This is a genomic window from Micromonospora globbae (assembly GCF_003610785.1).
Classification (GTDB): domain Bacteria; phylum Actinomycetota; class Actinomycetes; order Mycobacteriales; family Micromonosporaceae; genus Micromonospora; species Micromonospora globbae.
In genome coordinates, this window is sequence record NZ_RAQQ01000004.1 from 131,066 (window position 1) to 147,898 (window position 16,833).

General features: G+C 72.9%; 15 protein-coding genes, 1 tRNA gene and 1 pseudogene. 13 read left to right on the forward strand and 4 right to left on the reverse strand.

Features of this window, described 5'->3' with window-relative positions:
* Window positions 1-15: 15 nt before the first annotated feature.
* Both D7I43_RS06835 and D7I43_RS06840 read right to left on the reverse strand, forming a co-directional pair.
* Window positions 16-860: pseudogene (locus D7I43_RS06835) on the reverse strand (alpha/beta fold hydrolase).
* A 110-nt stretch (window positions 861-970) separates the two neighbouring features.
* Window positions 971-2,188, reverse strand: a complete 1,218-nt coding sequence (locus D7I43_RS06840; RefSeq protein WP_120327539.1) for a hypothetical protein — start codon at window positions 2,186-2,188, stop codon at window positions 971-973.
* 87 nt (window positions 2,189-2,275) lie between these two features.
* Here D7I43_RS06840 and D7I43_RS06845 point away from each other — a divergent pair, with 87 nt between their 5' ends.
* The 6 genes from D7I43_RS06845 (at window position 2,276) to D7I43_RS06870 (ending at window position 8,334) form a co-directional block, all read left to right on the forward strand.
* A complete protein-coding gene (locus D7I43_RS06845; protein ID WP_120327540.1) occupies window positions 2,276-3,184 on the forward strand; it encodes a TatD family hydrolase in 909 nt (302 codons plus the stop codon).
* Between the two features lie 61 nt (window positions 3,185-3,245).
* Complete coding sequence (gene rsmA / locus D7I43_RS06850) at window positions 3,246-4,115, forward strand: 16S rRNA (adenine(1518)-N(6)/adenine(1519)-N(6))-dimethyltransferase RsmA (protein ID WP_120327762.1); 870 nt, start codon at window positions 3,246-3,248, stop codon at window positions 4,113-4,115.
* 77 nt (window positions 4,116-4,192) lie between these two features.
* A complete protein-coding gene (locus D7I43_RS06855) occupies window positions 4,193-5,143 on the forward strand; it encodes a 4-(cytidine 5'-diphospho)-2-C-methyl-D-erythritol kinase (RefSeq protein WP_120327541.1) in 951 nt (316 codons plus the stop codon).
* Window positions 5,144-5,255: 112 nt separating this feature from the next.
* Window positions 5,256-7,061 carry an ABC-F family ATP-binding cassette domain-containing protein gene (locus tag D7I43_RS06860; RefSeq protein ID WP_120327542.1) on the forward strand — a complete coding sequence of 602 codons (1,806 nt, stop codon included), beginning with the start codon at window positions 5,256-5,258 and terminating at the stop codon, window positions 7,059-7,061.
* Window positions 7,062-7,177: 116 nt separating this feature from the next.
* Window positions 7,178-7,630 (forward strand): DUF4383 domain-containing protein, encoded by a 453-nt coding sequence (locus D7I43_RS06865; RefSeq protein ID WP_120327543.1) that lies wholly within the window; start codon window positions 7,178-7,180, stop codon window positions 7,628-7,630.
* A 224-nt stretch (window positions 7,631-7,854) separates the two neighbouring features.
* Window positions 7,855-8,334 (forward strand): DUF4383 domain-containing protein, encoded by a 480-nt coding sequence (locus tag D7I43_RS06870; RefSeq protein ID WP_120327544.1) that lies wholly within the window; start codon window positions 7,855-7,857, stop codon window positions 8,332-8,334.
* A gap of 43 nt (window positions 8,335-8,377) precedes the next feature.
* Here D7I43_RS06870 and D7I43_RS06875 read toward each other — a convergent pair whose 3' ends face one another.
* The gene (locus D7I43_RS06875) at window positions 8,378-9,058 is read right to left on the reverse strand and encodes a TetR/AcrR family transcriptional regulator (RefSeq protein WP_120327545.1); all 681 of its coding nucleotides are present in this window, start codon (window positions 9,056-9,058) and stop codon (window positions 8,378-8,380) included.
* A 226-nt stretch (window positions 9,059-9,284) separates the two neighbouring features.
* Window positions 9,285-10,247: an acyl-CoA desaturase gene (locus D7I43_RS06880; RefSeq protein WP_120327546.1), complete on the reverse strand. Its 963-nt coding sequence runs from the start codon at window positions 10,245-10,247 to the stop codon at window positions 9,285-9,287.
* A 131-nt stretch (window positions 10,248-10,378) separates the two neighbouring features.
* Here D7I43_RS06880 and D7I43_RS06885 point away from each other — a divergent pair, with 131 nt between their 5' ends.
* From D7I43_RS06885 to D7I43_RS06915, 7 genes are all read left to right on the forward strand, one after another.
* Window positions 10,379-11,248 (forward strand): helix-turn-helix domain-containing protein, encoded by an 870-nt coding sequence (locus D7I43_RS06885; protein WP_120327547.1) that lies wholly within the window; start codon window positions 10,379-10,381, stop codon window positions 11,246-11,248.
* Window positions 11,249-11,255: 7 nt separating this feature from the next.
* Window positions 11,256-11,327, forward strand: a tRNA-Gln gene (locus D7I43_RS06890).
* 60 nt (window positions 11,328-11,387) lie between these two features.
* Window positions 11,388-12,962, forward strand: a complete 1,575-nt coding sequence (gene glmU, locus D7I43_RS06895; protein ID WP_120327548.1) for a bifunctional UDP-N-acetylglucosamine diphosphorylase/glucosamine-1-phosphate N-acetyltransferase GlmU — start codon at window positions 11,388-11,390, stop codon at window positions 12,960-12,962.
* 57 nt (window positions 12,963-13,019) lie between these two features.
* Window positions 13,020-14,000, forward strand: a complete 981-nt coding sequence (locus D7I43_RS06900) for a ribose-phosphate diphosphokinase (RefSeq protein WP_120327549.1) — start codon at window positions 13,020-13,022, stop codon at window positions 13,998-14,000.
* A 464-nt stretch (window positions 14,001-14,464) separates the two neighbouring features.
* The gene (locus D7I43_RS06905) at window positions 14,465-15,163 is read left to right on the forward strand and encodes a 50S ribosomal protein L25/general stress protein Ctc (protein WP_120327550.1); all 699 of its coding nucleotides are present in this window, start codon (window positions 14,465-14,467) and stop codon (window positions 15,161-15,163) included.
* A gap of 95 nt (window positions 15,164-15,258) precedes the next feature.
* Complete coding sequence (gene pth / locus D7I43_RS06910) at window positions 15,259-15,849, forward strand: aminoacyl-tRNA hydrolase (RefSeq protein ID WP_120327551.1); 591 nt, start codon at window positions 15,259-15,261, stop codon at window positions 15,847-15,849.
* Between the two features lie 116 nt (window positions 15,850-15,965).
* The gene (locus D7I43_RS06915) at window positions 15,966-16,796 is read left to right on the forward strand and encodes an inositol monophosphatase family protein (RefSeq protein ID WP_120327763.1); all 831 of its coding nucleotides are present in this window, start codon (window positions 15,966-15,968) and stop codon (window positions 16,794-16,796) included.
* Window positions 16,797-16,833 lie beyond the last annotated feature (37 nt).

Here is a 16,833-nt window from a genome sequence, read left to right on the forward strand (position 1 = left end):
GACCACGTGTGGGCGTCAGGCGCGCGCCATGGTCGGCGCGCCGATGAACTCCATGATCGCCTGGTTGACCTCGTCGGCGTTCGTCCAGGGAATGCCGTGCGGGGCGCCCTTCAACGTGATCAGCCGGCTGCCGGCGAGCATCGGCTGGAGACGCTGGCCGGTCTTCGCGTACGGCAGCACGTTGTCCTTGTCGCCCTGCACGATGAGCACCGGCACGTCGATCTGGGGCAGGTCACCCCGGAAGTCGGTGAGCCAGGCGTCCACGCTGTCGTGGGTGCCCTTCGCGGAGGCCCGCGCGCCGATGTCCCAGTGCGCCCGGTACGCCTCCTCGCTGACCAGCCGTCCCTTGTTCTCGTCCCAGTTGAAGAAGTTGTTGCAGAACTGGGTGAGGTAGGCGAAGCGGTCCTGGATGATCGCCTGCTTGAAACCCTCGAAGAGGCTCTTCTCCACGCCCTCCGGGTTGTCCGCGGTCTGGAGCAGGAACGGCGCGAGCGGGGCCAGCAGGATGGCCCGGTTCACCCGCTGCGAGCCGTACGCGCCGAGGTAGCGGGTCACCTCGCCGGTGCCCATCGAGTGGCCGATGAGGATCACGTTGCGCAGGTCCAGCTCCGTCATCAGCACGTCGAGGTCGGCGGCGAAGGTGTCGTAGTCGTACCCCATCGTCGGCTGCGCGGAGTTGCCGAATCCCCGCCGGTCGTACGTGATGACCCCGCGTTCAGCAGCGGGATGGCCTGCTTCTCCCACGTCGCGCCGTTGAACGGGAAGCCGTGGATCATCACGACCGGCTGACCGGAGCCGTGATCCTCGTAGTACAGGTCGATGGGCGCGGAGTTCTCCGTCCCCACGGTGATGAAGGGCATGCTCTTCTCCTGAATCGGGCTCGGTTCTCTCCTGGCCCCGGCGCATTCCCGTCCGATGCGCCGATATGCCCCCGTCACGCCGCGTCACCCCGCCCGCCGGCGGGCTCCCGTCAGAGCGGGTAGCGGACGTCCACCACCCGGTCGTCGGTCACCTCCGCGCCGGGCGCCCACGTCTCGTACACGCCCCGGTCGTGGCACTGCGCCCCGGTGGCGGCCACCGTGTCCGGATCCGGCCGCCGCAGCCGCACCCGCAGCCAGCCCGCCTCCTCCCGCAGCACGACGCACGCCGCGCCCCGCCACTCCGCGAGCCGCAACCGCCGGGCCACCGTCTCCACCGGGTACCGGGCGGCCCGCGTCATGGCGAGCACCCGGAACCCGCCGGGCAGGTCGGCCACCGCCTCGTACTCGTTCCCGCCGTACGTGCCGACGAGGTGGGTGGAGCGGGCGACGTCCCCGGTCGGCACGTACTCCTGGTCGGGCGACAGCCCGGGGACCGCGGCGAGCAGGTGACGCCACTGCGGCCCGACCATCCGCAGCCAGCCCCGCTGCTCGGCCTGGTAGGTGTAGAGCACCACCTCGACCCCCTCGGCTGGGTAGGCCACGAGGGTGGCGTTCGCCGGCATCGGCAGGTCGGCGAAGTCGCGGGTGACGAACTCCGGGACCAGGTGGGTGCTGGAGGGCACGAAGCCGGTGCCGAGCACGGGCGGGCCCGCCCGGTCCCGGGGCGCGAGCGCCGTGAGGCCGAGGTGCGCCTCGCCCGCCGGCACCTCGTAGTCGACCGGGTCGGCGGCCCGCCACCGCAGGGCGTACGCCACGTCCATGCCGTCGCGCCCGGTCTCCCCGTCTGTGCGCAGCACGGTCGTGGCCGCCGGCGTACGCAGGTGCGCCACGTCGTGCTCGCGGTAGCAGAAGCCGTGCGGCAACCAGCCCCGCACGTACCCGGCGAGCTGCCGCGCCGACAGCATCTTCACCATCCGGGTGCCCCGCCGGACCACCGCCGAGCCGCGCACCGCGGCGAGCACGGGGTCGCCGGCCGCGTCGGGCCGCTGGCTGAGCTGGTGCACGTACGCCCAGCCGCGCTCGCGGTGCACCGGCATCATGAGCGGCGCCTCCGGCTCCTCCGACGCCTCGGGGGCGCCGTGCACCGCGTCGACCTCCGTGACGTGCACGAAACGCCGCCACGGCAGGGCCGAGCCGGGCCGGGGCGACCACTCGAACCCGGCCACCTCGTCGGCGCTGAACAGCTCGTACGCGGCGCCCCGGACGATCTCCTCGGCCGGGTAGACGGCACCGCCGTACGCCACCCGCAGCCCGGTCCGGTCGCTCATCCGGCGACCGTAGAGTCGCTCCGGGTAGCCGAGGTGAACAGCAGGTGGCGGGCGGATGGCCCGGCACGGTGTGTGATCCTTTGGGTGATGACCGAGCCAACCGAACAGACGACCGACCGGACCGAGTCCCGCCGCGCCCGGGCCGCCCGCCGGGCGGGGGAGTTCCCGCCCGCGCCGGAGCCCCTGCCCCGCCCGGTGCTCGACAGCCACACCCACCTGGACATCACCGTCAGCGAGGCCGGCGTGCCCGGCGGCGGCACCGCCGACGACCCCGTCGCCGCGGCCGTCGAGGTCGCCACCCGGGTCGGCGTGGACCGCCTCGTGCAGGTGGGCGTGGACGTCGCGTCCTCCCGCTGGGGGGTGGAGGTCGCGGCACGGTACCCGGCGGTGGTCGCCACCGTGGCCCTGCACCCGAACGACGCCCCCCGCCTGCCCGACCTCGACGAGGCGCTGCGCGAGATCGAGGCGCTCGCCGCCCACGACCGGGTGCGCGGCATCGGCGAGACCGGCATGGACTTCTTCCGCACCGGCGACGAGGGCCGCGCCGCCCAGGAGGAGAGCTTCCGGGCGCACATCGCCATCGCCAAGCGGTACGGCAAGGCGCTGGTCATCCACGACCGCGACGCGCACGCCGACGTGCTGCGCGTCCTCGACGACGAGGGCGCGCCCGAGACGGTGGTGCTGCACTGCTTCTCCGGCGACGCCGAGTTCGCCACCGAGTGCGTACGCCGCGGCTACCTGCTGAGCTTCGCCGGAACGGTCACCTTCGCGAGCGCCAACGCGCTGCGCGAGGCCGCCGCCGTGACCCCGCTCGACCAGATCCTCGTCGAGACCGACGCCCCGTACCTCACGCCCACGCCGCACCGGGGCCGGCCCAACGCGTCGTACCTCATCCCGCTGACCGTGCGGTCGCTCGCCGCGACCACCGGCGCCGACCTCGACGACCTCTGCGCCGCCATCTCCGCGACGGGCGACCGGGTGTTCGGGCCGTGGTGACGTCCCGGCGACGGCCGGGGTGCGCGCCGCTCGCGCCCGCTCCCCGCCTACGCTGCTGCCCATGACCGGTCTCCTCGGCCCGGCGGAGATCCGGGACCTCGCCGCCCGGCTGGGCGTCGCACCCACCAAGAAGCTCGGGCAGAACTTCGTGCACGACCCGAACACGGTGCGGCGGATCGTCACCACGGCCGGGCTCGCCCCCGACGACGTGGCGCTGGAGGTCGGCCCCGGGCTCGGCTCGCTCACCCTGGCCCTGCTCCCGGTCGCCGCCCACGTGCACGCCGTGGAGATCGACCCGGTGCTGGCCGGCACGCTCCCCGAGACCGCGGCGCGGCACGCCGGCCCGGACGCCGCGCGCCTCACCGTGCACCAGGCCGACGCGCTGCGCGTCACCGCCGCCGACCTGGCCGACCCGCCGCCCACCGCGCTGGTGGCGAACCTGCCATACAACGTCGCCGTGCCCGTGGTGCTGCACCTGCTCGCCGAACTGCCCGGCCTGCGGCACGGCCTGGTCATGGTGCAGAAGGAGGTCGCCGACCGGCTGGTCGCCGGTCCCGGCTCCAAGGTGTACGGCGTCCCGTCGGTCAAGCTCGCCTGGTACGCCCGCGCCCGGGCCGCCGGTCGCGTACCCCCGAACGTCTTCTGGCCGGTGCCGAACGTCGACTCCGGCCTGGTCGCCTTCACCCGGCGGGAACCGCCCCGGCCCGACGTGGCCCGCGAGCAGGTGTTCGCGGTGGTCGACGCGGCGTTCGCCCAGCGGCGCAAGACCCTGCGCGCGGCCCTGGCCGGCTGGGCCGGCGGCGCCGACCGGGCCGCCGCCACGCTCACCGCCGCCGGCGTGGACCCCGGCGCGCGGGGAGAGTCGCTCACCGTCGAACAGTTCGCCGCCATCGCCGCGTCGGCTCCGGCCGTCCCCGCCGCCCCGAAGTAGGCTGAGGCCGTGCCCGCCGAGGAACTGATCGTGGAGAAGCCGTTGGACGCCCGCCCGCACGTGCGAGACACCGCACCGTGACCGAGGCCTGGCGACCGGACGGCGAGGACGGGCGGCGCGGAGCCGGCGGGCCGGTGAAGGTGCGCGTGCCGGCGAAGGTCAACCTGCACCTCGGGGTGGGCCCGCTGCGCCGCGACGGCTACCACGAGCTGAACACCGTCTACCACGCGATCTCCATCTACGACGAGCTGACCGCCCGCCCCGGCGACACCCTCACCCTCACGATGGAGGGTGAGGGCGCCGGCGAACTGGCCCTCGACGACTCCAACCTGGTGATCCGGGCCGCCCACGCGCTCGCCGGGTACGCCGGCGTGCTCCCGCACGCCCGGCTGCACCTGCGCAAGCAGATCCCGCTCGCCGGCGGGCTGGCCGGCGGCAGCGCCGACGCGGCCGCCACCCTCGTCGCCTGCGACGCGCTCTGGGGCACCCGGCTCTCCCGCGAGGAACTGGCCGGCATCGCCGCCGACCTCGGCTCGGACGTGCCGTTCCTCATCCACGGCGGCACGGCGCTGGGCACCGGCCGCGGCGAGGCCGTCAGCCCCGTCCTGGCCCGCCCCACCTCCTGGCACTGGGTGGTCGGCATCGCCGACGGCGGCCTCTCCACCCCCGCCGCCTACCGCGAGCTGGACCGGCTCCGCGAGGCCGGCACGGCCCGCCCGCCGCTGGGCAGCACGGACGCGCTGCTCGCCGCGCTGCGCCAGCGGGACCCGCGGGTGCTCGCCGCCGCGCTCGGCAACGACCTCCAGGACGCGGCGCTCGCCATGCGCCCAGCGCTCGCCGACACCCTCAAGGCGGGCGAGGCGGCCGGCGCGCTCGCCGGCATCGTCTCCGGCTCCGGGCCGACCTGCGTCTTCCTGGCCGCCGACGAGGCGCACGCCCGCGGCCTCGCGCGTGACCTGACGGCGGCCGGCGTGTGCCGCGAGGTCCGGGTGGCACACGGCCCGGTGGCCGGCGCGCGCATCGTCTGAACACCCCGGCCGGACCGTCGCCGGGCACCCCACCGGGCCTGTCCGCGTACCCTGGAAGGCCAGGCGTCCCGTGCCCGCCGGCACCGGACGCCTTGATCATGGAAGGTAGGTCGTGGCCAACATCGTCAACCTGGACCGGGTGTCCAAGGGCTACGGGGCGGCCGGGCAGCTGCTCACCGACGTCTCGCTCGGCCTCGACGACGCCGACCGCGTCGGCGTGGTCGGCCTCAACGGCGCCGGCAAGTCCACCCTGCTCCGCCTGCTCACCCGCACCGAGGCGCCGGACGACGGCCGCGTCACCCACCGCCGCGACCTGCGGGTCGCCTGGCTGCCGCAGAACCTCACGCTGTCCCCGGACGCCACCGTCCGGGACGTCGTCCTGGGCACCGAGTGGCTCGACGAGAGCATGGGCGCCGAGCACGAGTGGGCCGGCGACGCGGGCGTCCGGGCCATCCTCGACGGCCTCGGCATGCCGCACCTCGGCCTCGACCAGCCCGTCGGCCCCATGTCCGGCGGCGAACGCCGCCGGGTGGCGCTCGCCGCCCTGCTGGTGCGCGACTCCGACCTGCTGATCCTCGACGAGCCCACCAACCACCTCGACGTCGGCGGCGTCGACTGGCTGGCCCGGCACCTGCTCGGCCGCAAGGGCGCCCTCGTCGTCGTCACCCACGACCGCTGGTTCCTCGACGCCGTCTGCACCACCACCTGGGAGGTCGCCGACCAGACCGTCCGGTCCTACGAGGGCGGCTTCGCGGCCTGGACACTGGCCCGGGCCGAGCGGGAACGGGTCGCCGCCGCCACCGAGGCCCGCCGGCAGAACCTGCTCCGCAAGGAGATCGCCTGGCTGCGCCGGGGCGCACCGGCCCGCACCTCCAAGCCGCGCTTCCGCATCGAGGCCGCCAACGCGCTCATCGCCGACGTCCCGCCGCCGCGCGACACCATGTCGCTGCAACGGCTCGCCACCGCCCGCCTCGGCAAGCAGGTGTACGACCTGGAGGACGTCACCCTGCACGCCGGCCCGAAGGAGATCCTGCGCGACGTCACCTGGCAGGTCGGCCCCGGCGACCGGATCGCCATCCTCGGCGCGAACGGCGCCGGCAAGACGACGCTGCTGCGGATGCTCGCCGGTGTCACCCGCCCGCAGGCCGGCCGGTTCGTCACCGGCTCCACCGTGCGGCCGGCGTTCCTCTCCCAGGAACTGGCCGAGCTGCCCGGCCAACGGCGCGTGCTCGAGGCCGTCGAGGAGGTGGCCCGCCGGGTGCAGCTCGGCGACCGGGAGATCTCCGCCGCCCAGCTCGCCGAGATCTTCGGCTTCGACGACCGGCGGCTCTGGACGCCGGTCAGCGACCTCTCCGGCGGGGAGCGCCGCCGGTTGCAGATGCTCCGCCTGCTCGCCGGCGAGCCGAACGTCCTCCTCTTCGACGAGCCCACCAACGACCTCGACACCGACACCCTCGCGGCGCTGGAGGACCTGCTCGACTCCTGGCCGGGCACGCTGATCGTGGCCAGCCACGACCGCTACCTCATCGAGCGGGTCACCGACGTCGCGTACGGGCTGTTCGGCGACGGCCGTCTCGTGCACCTGCCCGGCGGGATCGACGAGTACCTCGCCCGCGCCGCCACCCAGCCCGGCTCCGCCGGCACCGAGGCGGTGCCACCGACGACCCCGGAGGCCCCGGCCCGCACCGGCCTGTCCGCTGCCGAGGTACGCCAGGCACGCAAGGAACTGACCCGGCTGGAGCGGCAGATCAGCAAACTCGAACAGCGCGAGGCCGGGCTTCTCGACCAGCTCGCCGAGCACGCCACCGACTACGCGAAGGTCGCCGAGCTGGACGGCCAGCTCAAGGACCTGCGGGCCGAACGGGAGCGCACCGAGGAGGCGTGGCTCGCCCTCGCCGAACAGCTGCCCGCCGACTGACGCCGTCGCCCACCACCGACCGGACGCGCAGGTGGGGCCCCCGTGTGCGGCGTCACACCCAGACGTAGGCGAGAATCATGGTCGACCCTCAACCGAACGGCCTTGGAGACTCAGACATGCACACCCCCGTCAACCACCCCGCGCGGCCGATCTACCGGGCGATCGGCGGGCTGGCCGGTCTGTACCTCGTGCTCTTCGGTGTGCTCGGCATCATCACGTGCGCGGGCAACGACGTCCTCGCCCAGGACGACACCCGGGTCCTCGGCCAGGGCACGAACCTCGGCTTCTCGCTGGTCAGCGTCCTGCTCGGGATCCTGGTGCTGGCCGGCACCCTGCTCGGGCGCAACATCGACGTGATGATCAACCAGTGGCTGTCGTACCTGCTGATGGCCGTCGGCCTCGCCGGGCTCGCCTTCCTCCGGACCGAGGCGAACATCTTCAACTTCAGCATCCCCACGGTCATCGTCATCATGGTCCTCGGCCTGGTCCTGCTGCTGGTCGGCATGTACGGCAAGGTCGGCACCGACGAGGAGCGGGACGCCTGGCAGAAGGCCCGCCTCGTGCTCTGATCCGTCACGCCCTCCGGTCACGCCTTACGTTTCGCCGGAGCCCGACCTGCTCCGGGCGGTCATGCCCGTTCCGCAGGTCGGGCTCCGGCGAAACCCGTCTGTGGCCCGCTCGTGCCGGCGGTTCGACCGTCCCCGCCGGCCGGCTCGGCGGTTCGGCGGACAGTTGGCACCTCCGCGCGCGACAATCCTCCGGAACCGGTCATCACGGGCGGAGGAGAGGCTCCATGGCGCACTTCCCGGTGAACCATCCGGCGCGGCCGATCTACCGGGTCCTCTCCGGACTCATCGGGCTCTACATCCTCGTCTTCGGCGTCTGGGGCGTCGCACAGACCGCCGGTGAATCCCTGTTCGGCCGGGGCAGCCACTGGGTGCTCGGGCTCCGCACCAACCTCGCGTTCTCGATCGCGTCGGTGATCTTCGGCGCCTTCCTGCTGATCGGCGCGTCCCGCCGGACCAACCTCGGCCACTACATGAACCTGACCGCCGGCATCGTCTTCCTGGTCGTCAGCATCCTCATGATGGCCGTGCTGCAGACCGAGGCCAACATCCTGAACTTCTCGATGTCGACGGTGATCGTCTCGATGATCTTCGGCCTGGTGCTCCTCGGCACCGGGCTCTACGACAAGATCGGTACGCCGGAGCACGCCGACGAGGAGCGGAACCGGCGCAACCACCCCGTCTCCGAGGCGCACACCCGCCGCTGACCCGGCTCCGCACCGCCGGCGCGGCGGACGGCGGCCAGGACGGTCAGCGACCTCGGGACGTGATGAGCGTGGGCTTCGACTCCAGGTGCGACAGCCCGTTCCACGCCAGGTTCACCAGGTGCGCCGCCACCGTCTCCTTGCGCGGCTTGCGGACCTCCAGCCACCAGCGGCCGGTCAACGCCACCATGCCGACCAGCGCCTGCGCGTAGAGCTCGGCCAGCTTCGGGTCGTACCCACGGCTCTTGAACTCGGCGCCCAGGATGTGCTCGACCTGGTGCGCCACGTCGTTGAGGACGCTGCTGAAGTTGCCCGTCGCCGACATCAGCGGCGACTCCCGGACCAGCACCCGGAACCCGCTGGTCTCCTCCTCGATGTAGCTGAGCAGGGCCATCGCCGCCTGCTCCAGCAGCTCCCGCGGATGGCCGGCGGTGAGCGCCGTGGTGACCCGGTCCAGCAGCGCCCGGACCTCCCGGTCCACCACCACCGCGTACAGCCCCTCCTTGCCGCCGAAGTGCTCGTAGACCACCGGCTTGGAGACCTTCGCCCGGGCCGCCACCTCCTCGACGGACGTCGCGTCGAACCCGCGCTCGGCGAACAACTGTCGCCCGATCAGGATCAGCTGCTCCCGACGCTGGGCCGCCGACATGCGTACGCGGGACGACTTGCCAGCCGCCGCGGCGCTCGACCGTCGCCGGCCGCCGTCCTTGCCCGGGACATCCGCCATCTCGTCACCTCGCTGGCGCTCGGTGACGCCCTGCCGTGGGATGGTTCCTCCGCTGTGCCCGTTCACCTCGCCGCCTCACTGGCGTACGGCCGGAAGACGCTGTCGCGTCGTCCGACCGTACCCGCCTCGGGCCCGGCCCCCGTGTCTCCGTGCCGCGCGGCAAGCCCCCCACCTTGTTCGGTCATCCGGACATACTGCCAGGTAACCGGGGGGTGCATCGCCCGCATTACGGCGCCGCCGGTGACACCATCTTCGCCGCGATCCGCTCCGGCTTCGGCCAGCGGACGTCGTACGCCGCGCCGAGCTTCTCGAAGAACCAGATCACCCGGGCCGAGATGTCGACCTGGCCGCGCAGGACGCCGTGCCGCGCGCAGGTCGGGTCGGCGTGGTGCAGGTTGTGCCAGCTCTCGCCGAAGGACAGGATCGCCAGCGGCCAGAAGTTCGCGGCCCGGTCGCCGTTGCGCATGACGAAGGGGCGCTCGCCGTAGACGTGGCACACCGAGTTGATCGCCCAGGTGACGTGGTGCAGCAGGGCGACGCGGACCAGGCCACCCCAGAAGAACGCGGTGAGCGCGCCCTGCCACGACCAGGTCAGCAGGCCACCCATCACCGCGGGGCCGAGCAACGAGATCGCCACCATCAGCGGGAAGAGGCTGTCGACCCGGCGGATGTCCTTGTCGGCGAGGAGGTCGGGCGCGAAGCGCTCCCGGTTGGACATCTCCCGGTTGAACATCCAGCCGACGTGTGCGTGGAACATGCCCCGGGTCAGGCCCCAGACGCTCTCGCCGAAGCGCCACGGGGAGTGCGGGTCGCCCTCCAGGTCGGAGAAGGCGTGGTGGCGCCGGTGGTCGGCCACCCACTGGATGATCTCGCCCTGGACGGAGAGCGAGCCGGAGACCGCCAGCCCGACGCGCAGCCAGCGGCGCGCCTTGAACGAGCCGTGGGTGAAGTAGCGGTGGTACCCGACCGTCACACCGAGCCCGGAGATCACGTACCAGAACGCGGCGATTCCGACGTCGGTCCAGCTCAACCAGCCGCCCCAGGCCATGGGCACGGCGGCGATCAACGCCGCGAACGGGATCACCACGAACGCCCAGAGGGCGACGAGGATCCCGGGCGACTGGCTGCCCTGGGTCAGTGGCTTTGGTCCGGGTCCGGAGGCCTTCGGTTCGAGGAGAGCGGTCGACATGACACCTCACAGCAAGGGGAAGAGGACGATCTGAAAGCTACGCCTACGTCACCGTAACTTACGGAACCGTAGATCGCACGGGGAAGTTCACGAGTCGGGGTTCGTCGTACCCACGTCCTAGCGTTCGATGCATGACGGACCCACTCGCTTCCGAGGTGCGCCGGCTGCGCACCGTCGAGGGGCTTTCCGTCCGCGAGATCAGGGCGCGGACCGGGGTGGGCCGCAACCGGGTCTACGAGTTGCTGCGTGGAGTTCCGCCACCGGAGTGGACACGTCGTCCCAACGCCAGGGACGACCTGCGTCGCCGGGCGATCGAGCTCCGCGCGAGCGGCTGCTCGCTAGCCGAGATCGCCGCGTGCGTCGGGGTGGCGAAGTCGACGGCGTACCAGTGGGTACGGGACGTGCCGGCTTCGGTGGAGGACGACGCCGTCCGGCAGCGCCGGAAGGCGCACGCGAAGGCGATGTCGGAGGCGCGCTGGACCGCGCACCGGGCGGAGCGGGACGCCGCCCGGGCCAGACAGCACGCGGCGGCCGCCAGGGTGGTGGGCCCACTCGGCGAGCGGGATCTGCTGCTGCTCGGCGCGGCGATCTACTGGTGCGAGGGCGCGAAGTCGAAGCCGTGGCGCCGGGACGACCACGTCCAGTTCATCAACAGCGACCCTGGACTGCTGGCGCTGTTCCTGCGCTTCCTGGCGGCCTGCGGTGTCGACCCGTCGGTGCCGAGCTACCGGGTGAGCATCCACGAGAGCGCCGACGCCGAGGCCGCGACCAGCTGGTGGGCCGGGCGGCTCGGGCTGCCGGCCGACCGCTTCCGCCGGCCGACCCTGAAGAGACACAACCCGTCCACCGTCCGGCGCAACACCGGCACCGACTATCACGGATGTCTCGTGATCACGGTGCCGCGTAGTCGCGAGCTCTACTGGCGAATCGAAGGTATGATCGCCGAGCTGTTCGAAAGAGCGGCCGGCGCGGGCGTTGAAAAAACGGACCGCGATGCTTGACATTCAATGGGGTGTGGGGTAACGGCAACCCGCAGGCCTTTGGAGCCTTGAGCTCCTGGTTCGAATCCAGGCACCCCAGCTCAGGCAGCTTCAACCATTCGTCAAGGCCGTGCCAGTCCTCGGTCGACGTCTGGTTAGCATGGCCGCGACAGTGTCGCCGTCCCGACGGGAGCCACTCGTGTCCCAGCCCCACCTCCGCACCGTTGTCGTGCTCGCCGCCGGTGAGGGCAAGCGGATGAAGTCGGCGTTGCCGAAGGTCCTGCACCCGCTGCTCGGCCGTACCCTGCTCGGGCACGTCCTGAGCGCGGCGGCGCCGCTGGAAGCGGACCGCACCGTGGTGGTGGTCGGTCACGGTGCCGACCAGGTCCGCGCGCACCTCGCCGAGATCGCGCCGGACGCCATCCCGGTGCTCCAGGCCGAGCAGCTCGGCACCGGTCACGCGGTGCGGATCGCGTTGGAGGCCGTCCCGGACGCCACCGGCACGGTGGTCGTCATCAACGGGGACGTGCCCCTGCTCCGTCCCGAGACGGTGAGCGCCCTCGTGCACGCGCACGAGCAGTCCGGCGCCGCCGCGACGGTGCTCGCCGCCGAGGTGCCCGACCCCACCGGCCTGGGCCGGATCGTGCGGGCCGCCGACGGCCGGCTGGAGCAGATCGTCGAGGAGCGGGACGCCACGCCGGCGCAGCGGGCCATCCGGGAGATCAACGCGGGCAGCTACGCGTTCGACGTGGTCCGGCTGCGTGACGCGCTCGGCAAGCTGTCGACCGACAACGACCAGGGCGAGGAGTACCTCACCGACGTCTTCGGCCTGCTGAACTCCGCGGGCGAGCCGGTGGCGGTGCACGTCGCGCCGGACCACGTGGAGACGCTGGGCTGCAACGACCGGGTGGAGCTGGCGGCCCTGCGCCGGCTGCTGCGCGACCGGATCAACGAGGGGTGGATGCGCACCGGGGTGAGCCTGCTCGACCCCGAGACCACCTGGATCGACGTGACGGTCGCGCTGGACCGGGACGCGGTGGTCGACCAGAACACCCAGCTGCGCGGGGCCACGGTCGTGGGCTCCGGCGCCGTGGTGGGGCCGGACGTGACGCTCGTCGACACCGTGGTCGGCGAGGGCGCCACCGTGCTGCGCAGCCACGCGGTGGGCGCCGAGGTCGGTCCGGGGGCCAGCGTGGGCCCGTACGCGTACCTGCGGCCGGCCGCCCGGCTGGCCGGGAAGGCGAAGGTCGGCACGTTCGTCGAGGTGAAGAACTCCGAGGTCGGCCCGGGCGCCAAGGTGCCGCACCTGTCGTACGTGGGTGACGCGACGATCGGCGCGAAGGCCAACATCGGCGCGGCGACGATCTTCGTGAACTACGACGGGGTGAACAAGAACCGGACGGTCGTCGGCGAGGGCGCGTTCATCGGCTGTGACACGAGCCTGATCGCGCCGGTCGAGGTGGGCGCCGGGGCGTACGTGGCGGCGGGGAGCGCGATCACCCAGGATGTGCCGCCGGGTGCGCTGGGGGTGACCCGGGCGCCGCAGCGTGCCATCGAGGGCTGGGTGGCCCGCAAGCGCCCGGGCACGGTGTCCGCGGAGGCGGCCGAGCGGGCGCTGCGGGCGGCGGAGGGTGCGTCGTCGGGTGCCGCGGCGGCAAGCGAAGGTGAGGCAATCCACGGGGATGACCACGCACTGGGCGGGGAATCCCGTGGGGGAGATACTGCAACCGACTAGTCCCCGGCCCACCACCACCGTGCCGGGCAAAACCGACCAACGGGAGCAGACGGGCCCATGGGCAGCATCGTCGCCGAAAACCGCAAGAGCCTGATGCTCTTCACCGGACGTGGCTTTCCGGAGCTGGCCAAGGAGATCGGCGAGGTGCTCGGCGTCGCGCCGACGCCGGCCGACGCGTACGAGTTCGCCAACGGCGAGATCTTCGTACGGTACCGGGATTCCGTGCGTGGTTCGGACGCCTTCGTGGTGCAGTCCGTCACGCACGGCGTGAACACCTGGGTCATGGAGACCCTCATCATGATCGACGCGCTGAAGCGCGGCTCGGCCAAGCGGATCACGGTCGTCCTGCCGTTCTACCCGTACTCGCGGCAGGACAAGAAGCACCGCGGGCGGGAGCCCATCTCGGCGCGGCTGATCGCCGACCTGCTGAAGACGGCGGGCGCGAACCGCATCCTGACCGTGGACCTGCACACCGCGCAGATCCAGGGCTTCTTCGACGGCCCGGTGGACCACCTGTTCGCCATGGACGTGCTGGCCGAGTACGTGGAGCGCCAGTACGCGGGCCGGCCGCTCACGGTGGTCGCGCCGGACTCGGGCCGGGTGCGGGTCGCCGAGCGGTGGACGGACCGGCTGGGTGGCTGCCCGCTGGCGTTCATCCACAAGACGCGGGATCCGCTGAAGCCGAACCAGGTGGTGGCGAACCGCGTGGTCGGTGACGTGGAGGGCCGGGTGTGCCTCATCGTCGACGACATGATCGACACGGGTGGCACGATCTGCCGTGCGGCGGACATCCTGCGCGAGTCCGGCGCCGACGACGTGATCGTCGCGTCGACCCACGCGTTGCTCAGCGACCCGGCGACCGAGCGGTTGAAGAACAGCCCGATCAGCGAGGTCGTGGTCACGAACACGCTGCCGCTGCCTCCGGAGAAGCAGCTCGACAAGATCACCGTCCTGTCGATCGCGCCGCTGCTGGCCCGGGCGATCCGGGAGGTCTTCGACGACGGCTCGGTGACGACCCTGTTCGGTGGCCTGAGCTGACGGTCCGACCGGGATCCTGAGGGTGGTCCGGCGGCCCGGCACGGCCCGCCGTCGACGGGCCGCCACTCAAGGAGTCCGCCGGGGGCGGTGTCCCGCGGCTGGCGGGCGACCGTCCGGGCCGTCCGGTGGGCCACCGTCCGGGCCGTCCGGCGGGACGCCTCCGGGCCGTCCGGCGGTGTGCCGTTCGCGCTGCCCGGCGGGCCGTCGCGTCGCCCGTCGGCGGGGCCCCGGGGCCCGGGTGCGGGGAGGCGGGGACTGGCGGAGGGGCGGGAATCCGCTCGGGTAGACTGGTGCGGTTGCCACGGCGAGGGTGCCCGGCGGGCCGCTGAGGAAGCACCGCACGGAAGCACCGTCATCGACGCGGTGCTCCGGGCAGTCGTTCATGACGCATGAGCCCCAGCGAGCCCCTCGCCCCAGCACCGCAAGACGACAAGCCGCCGCAGCGAAGCATCAGGAGTTTCCCCGTGTCCGAGGTAAAGATCAGCGCCGAGCCCCGCACCGAGTTCGGCAAGGGTGGTGCCCGTCGTACCCGCCGGGCCGGCAAGGTGCCCGCCGTGCTGTACGGCCACGGCGAGAAGCCGAAGCACATCGCGCTGCCGGCCCGCGAGTTCGCGGCCGCGATCCGCAAGGGTGGCGCGAACCAGCTCTTCGCCATCGAGGTGAGCGACGGCACCCAGGTGCTGGCGCTTCCGAAGGCGATCCAGCGTGACCCGATCAAGGACACCTTCGAGCACGTCGACCTGCTGCTCGTCCGCCGGGGCGAGAAGGTCACCGTCGAGGTCCCGGTCGAGCTGACCGGTGAGGCCGCGAAGGACACGCTGATCGTGCACGACCACGACACCCTCTCGGTGACCGCGGACGCCACCCGCGTGCCGGACCACCTGGAGGCGTCGATCGAGGGCGCCGAGGCGGGCGCCCAGGTCACCGCCGGCGACGTGAAGCTGCCGGCCGGTGTCGAGCTGGCCGCCGACCCGGAGCTGCCGGTCGCCACGGTGACCGCCGCGCCGACCGCCGAGCAGCTCGAGGCCACCCTGCCCGAGGTCGAGGAGGCCACCGAGGAGGCCGAGGCCGAGGTCGGCGAGGTCACCGAGTCGTCCGAGGGCGCCGACACCGCTCCGGCCGCCGAGGGCGAGGAGAACGCCGAGGCGCGTACCGAGGCCTGATTCGGCCGGTCCACGTGCGACAGGCGTCCCCGCGCGGTGGGGGCGCCTGTCGGCGTATCCGGGGTGTGTGAGACCGACAGCGGGAAGGGCGGGTCGTGACGGACGAGGCGGGGCCGTGGCTGGTGGTCGGCCTGGGCAACCCGGGCCGGGAGTACGCCGGTAACCGGCACAACGTCGGCTTCATGGTGGCGGACCTGCTCGCGCAGCGGGTGGGCGCGAAGTTCGGCCGGCACCGGCGGGCGGTGGCCGAGGTGGCCGAGGGCCGCCTGGGTCTCGGTGGGCCGCGGCTGGTGCTCGTGAAGCCGCTGACCTACATGAACCTCTCCGGCGGGCCGGTGGCGGCGCTGGGCCAGTTCTACAAGGTGCCGCCGGGGCGGGTGGTCGCGGTGCACGACGAGCTGGACATCGGCTACGGGCAGCTGCGGGTGAAGTGCGGCGGCGGCGAGGGCGGGCACAACGGGCTGCGCTCGATGACGAAGTCGCTGGGCACGAAGGAGTACGTGCGGGTCCGGTTCGGCATCGGCCGGCCGCCGGGGCGGCAGGACCCGGCCGACTTCGTCCTGTCGGACTTCAACGCGGCGGAGCGCAAGGAGCTGGAGTTCCTGGTCGACCGGGCGGCGGACGTGGTGGAGTCGGTCGTGCTCCGCGGGGTGGAGCCGACGCAGAACCTCTATCACGGCGGCTGACTGCGGTGGGCGTACCGGGCCGGTAGTCTGCGCCTTTCGGTGTGCGCGACCGGCGGCGCCGGGTCCCGGCGGGATGTCCCGGCGTCGTGGTCGGGCCCTGGCGACGGGAGCGGATCATGACGAGTCCTCCGATGGTCGACGGCGCGTTCGCCCGGTGGCTGGCGGCCCGTGCGGGCCAGGCGCTGCTGGGGCTGCGGGCGGAGCTGGGGTTCGGTGACCCGGCGGCGCTGAAGTCGGCGGGGGACAAGGTCGCGCACGAGCTGATCCGCACGGAGCTGGCGGCGTGGCGTCCGGGTGACGCGGTGCTCTCGGAGGAGGACGAGGGGGCGCGGCTGGCCTGGGCGGCCGAGGTGAACCCGGGGACGGTGTCCCGGTTGACGGCCGACCGGGTGTGGATCGTCGACCCGCTGGACGGCACGCGGGAGTTCGCCGAGGAGGGGCGCGCGGACTGGGCGGTGCACGTGGCGCTCTGGGCGCGCGACGCGCCGGGCCCGCACGGGCTGGTCGCCGGGGCGGTGGCGCTGCCCGCGCAGCAGCGGGTGCTCGCGACCGACTATCCGCCGGGGTATCCGCCGATGACGGTGGAGGCGGCGGCCGGCCGGGACCGGATCATCCGGTTGGCGGCGAGCCGGAGCCGGCCGCCGGTGTTCCTCACCGACCTGGCCGAGGACGTGGGCGCGCACCTGGTGCCGATGGGTTCGGCGGGCGCGAAGATCGCCGCGGTGGTGACCGGTGAGGTGCACGCGTACATCCACGCCGGCGGCCAGTACGAGTGGGACTCGGCGGCGCCGGTCGCTGTGGCGACGGCCACCGGGCTGCACGCTTCCCGGATCGATGGATCTGCGCTGAAATACAACGAGGCGGATCCACGCCTTCCCGACCTGCTGGTCTGTCGTCGGGATCTCGCCCCCCGGTTGCTTGCGGCGTTGCAGAGACATTCCGGGTAACCTCAACGCAAGTTCTTGACATCCCCGACCGGAAAAG

Bases quoted from the DNA above. Each gene is read 5' to 3' on its own strand.
- D7I43_RS06845 (WP_120327540.1), top strand. From the start codon at position 2,276: ATGACCGAGCCAACCGAACAGACGACCGACCGGACCGAGTCCCGCCGC.
- D7I43_RS06840 (WP_120327539.1), bottom strand. From the start codon at position 2,188: ATGAGCGACCGGACCGGGCTGCGGGTGGCGTACGGCGGTGCCGTCTAC.
- rsmA (WP_120327762.1), top strand. From the start codon at position 3,246: ATGACCGGTCTCCTCGGCCCGGCGGAGATCCGGGACCTCGCCGCCCGG.
- D7I43_RS06865 (WP_120327543.1), top strand. From the start codon at position 7,178: ATGCACACCCCCGTCAACCACCCCGCGCGGCCGATCTACCGGGCGATC.
- D7I43_RS06875 (WP_120327545.1), bottom strand. From the start codon at position 9,058: ATGGCGGATGTCCCGGGCAAGGACGGCGGCCGGCGACGGTCGAGCGCC.
- D7I43_RS06915 (WP_120327763.1), top strand. From the start codon at position 15,966: ATGACGAGTCCTCCGATGGTCGACGGCGCGTTCGCCCGGTGGCTGGCG.
- D7I43_RS06885 (WP_120327547.1), top strand. From the start codon at position 10,379: ATGACGGACCCACTCGCTTCCGAGGTGCGCCGGCTGCGCACCGTCGAG.
- D7I43_RS06870 (WP_120327544.1), top strand. From the start codon at position 7,855: ATGGCGCACTTCCCGGTGAACCATCCGGCGCGGCCGATCTACCGGGTC.
- glmU (WP_120327548.1), top strand. From the start codon at position 11,388: ATGGCCGCGACAGTGTCGCCGTCCCGACGGGAGCCACTCGTGTCCCAG.
- D7I43_RS06880 (WP_120327546.1), bottom strand. From the start codon at position 10,247: ATGTCGACCGCTCTCCTCGAACCGAAGGCCTCCGGACCCGGACCAAAG.
- D7I43_RS06900 (WP_120327549.1), top strand. From the start codon at position 13,020: ATGGGCAGCATCGTCGCCGAAAACCGCAAGAGCCTGATGCTCTTCACC.